Here is a 2,531-nt window from a genome sequence, read left to right as displayed (position 1 = left end):
TCTTGAGAAGGGCCTAAGGCATCATTTACAATAGATAGCCCTAATCCTACTTTACTTTCTGAGATAGGAGAATGAATACTTAAACTCTGTGTACGAGGAGCGCCATCTAAACCAACCCATTGGCTACGGTGTAATCCTACAATACTTGTAACTCCCCTATTTCCCGCATATGCCGGATTAATAGCCACAGTATTATAGATATACTGTGAGTATTGAGGGTCCTGTTGTGCATTAACTTGGCAAACACTTAAAAGAGCCAAAAGAAATGAACTGACAAAAACAATATGATTTTTCATAAAAAAATTTCTATTTTGATTTTCAGGCGTATTACACGCCTGAAAATTAATAATTTATCTTTGAATATATAAATAACCTGCACTTGTTCGTGTTTGACCACCATTATCAACATATTCTAATGTCCAATAATAGGTTCCTACAGGCAAGAATTTATCTTGACTTATAGTTGCACGTCCATTTGAAAGTCCTCTAAACTGATTTCCATTCTGACCATAGCCTTCAGCTTCATAAACTAGTACACCCCATCTATTAAATATTTTCACTGTATTATCTGGGAAGTTTTCAATACCTGAGATAATGAATGTATCATTTTGTCCATCTTCTCCTATTGAAATACCGTTATGTACTATTATTTCGTCTGTAGGTGGTTCAGTTGTATCAAGTATAGTTACTGTTGGATCATCTGCATCACCATCACCTTCAACATCAGTATCAGTAGTGTCTGTAGGATCATCAGATATATCAGTTACAGTAACGCCACCTCTATCTAATCCAATTGCGGTTGCAGTATTAACAACTTCTCCTGCCTCTACATCTTCTTCAGTAATCACATATGTTGCGGTAAAATCTGCACTTTCTCCTGGGAGAAGATCAACAGGATCTCCTACTACTGTTACTAAATCATCTGTTACAATTACACCTTCTATGATTACATTTCCAGTATTTGTTACTGTAAATGTATATTGAATCTGGTCACCAACATCTGCAAATCCATTAGCATTTATATCTACAAACTCTCCTGTTTTGATTAATTCAATACTAGGTAATTGAGGAATAATTGTTACTGTAGGATCTTCAAAATCTCCATCATTATCTGTATCGGTATTTGTAGGATCATCAGGATCATCAGAACTATCTGTAATAATAGTTCCATCTGGACTTGTACCTTCTGCAATTGCTGTATTTACAACACCACCTGCTTCTACGTCATCTTGTGTAATCACATATACTGCTGTAAATGTCGTTGAATCACTTTCTCCTATTGCTAAATCTATAGGTCCGCCTATCACAGTTACAATATCATCAGTTATTGTAATTCCTGTAAGATCTACATTCCCATTATTAGTAACAATAAACGTATATACAATTTCATCACCAGCATCAATAATACCATTTCCATTTGCATCAACAACTTCTGCTATTTTCTCAAGATCTATATTACCTTCAGGGTTTTCAGACACATCAGTTACAGTAACATCATCTTCTGTATTACCATCGGTATCATCTCCATTATCAGAAGCTGTATCTTCTACTGGAGATCCATTTTCCTCAAAACCAATTGTTCCTGCTTGATTTTCAATGATACCAGCATCAATATCGTCTTGTGTCACTACATAATCTGCAGTAAACGTTAGTGATTCCCCTGGTAGTAAATCAAAAGCATCTCCTTCACCATCTTCATCTGTACCACCCATATCATATACTGGAACTGGCAACACTCCTGTTCCTGTAAATGCTCCTGCATCTTCAATCACTTCGATATCAAATACAGTTACATCTCCTGTATTTTCTACAGTATACGTATAAGTTATGATACCCGTTACTGGATCATATGTACTTGTTTTTGTGATTTCGATTGCTTCATTTACACAAATAACTGTTACTGTTACTGTAGCTGTCTCTGTAGATGTAGAACCATCAGCATTTGTCACTGTTACTGTATAATCAAAAGTATCCGTACCACAGAAATCAGGATCTGGCGTGTAATCTACAGTTCCATCTGCATTGATTGTTACTGTTCCATTAGCAGGATCTGTCACTTCAGTTACTTCTACATCACTCGTAGGATCGAAATCATCGTTGTCCAATACATCGATATTCACTGGAGTATCTTCATCTGTAGTTGCTGTATCATCCATTACATCATCAGCACAAACAACTTCTACTGTTACTGTAGCTGTCTCTGTAGATGTAGAACCATCAGCATTCGTCACTGTTACCGTATAATCAAACGTATCTGTACCACAGAAATCAGGATCTGGCGTGTAATCTACAGTTCCATCTGCATTGATTGTTACTGTTCCATTAGCAGGATCTGTCACTTCAGTTACTTCTACATCACTCGTAGGATCGAAATCATCGTTGTCCAATACATCGATATTCACTGGAGTATCTTCATCTGTAGTTGCTGTATCATCCATTACATCATCAGCACAAACAACTTCTACTGTTACTGTAGCTGTCTCTGTAGATGTAGAACCATCAGCATTCGTCACTGTTACCGTATAATCAAA

General features: G+C 36.6%; 2 protein-coding genes. Both read right to left on the bottom strand.

The features are described from left to right. The coding region (locus CHB80_RS24295) for a PorP/SprF family type IX secretion system membrane protein (protein ID WP_143337253.1) at positions 1 to 296 on the bottom strand (296 nt) is incomplete at its 3' end. A gap of 54 nt (positions 297 to 350) precedes the next feature. Beyond that, the coding region (locus CHB80_RS24290) for a DUF7507 domain-containing protein (protein ID WP_179218270.1) at positions 351 to 2,531 on the bottom strand (2,181 nt) is incomplete at its 5' end.

Origin of the sequence: Dokdonia pacifica (assembly GCF_900188275.1) — a bacterium.
Classification (GTDB): Bacteria; Bacteroidota; Bacteroidia; order Flavobacteriales; family Flavobacteriaceae; genus Dokdonia; species Dokdonia pacifica.
The sequence above is the reverse complement of the archived record's forward strand: the minus strand, read 5'-3'. Positions and strand labels throughout refer to the sequence as shown.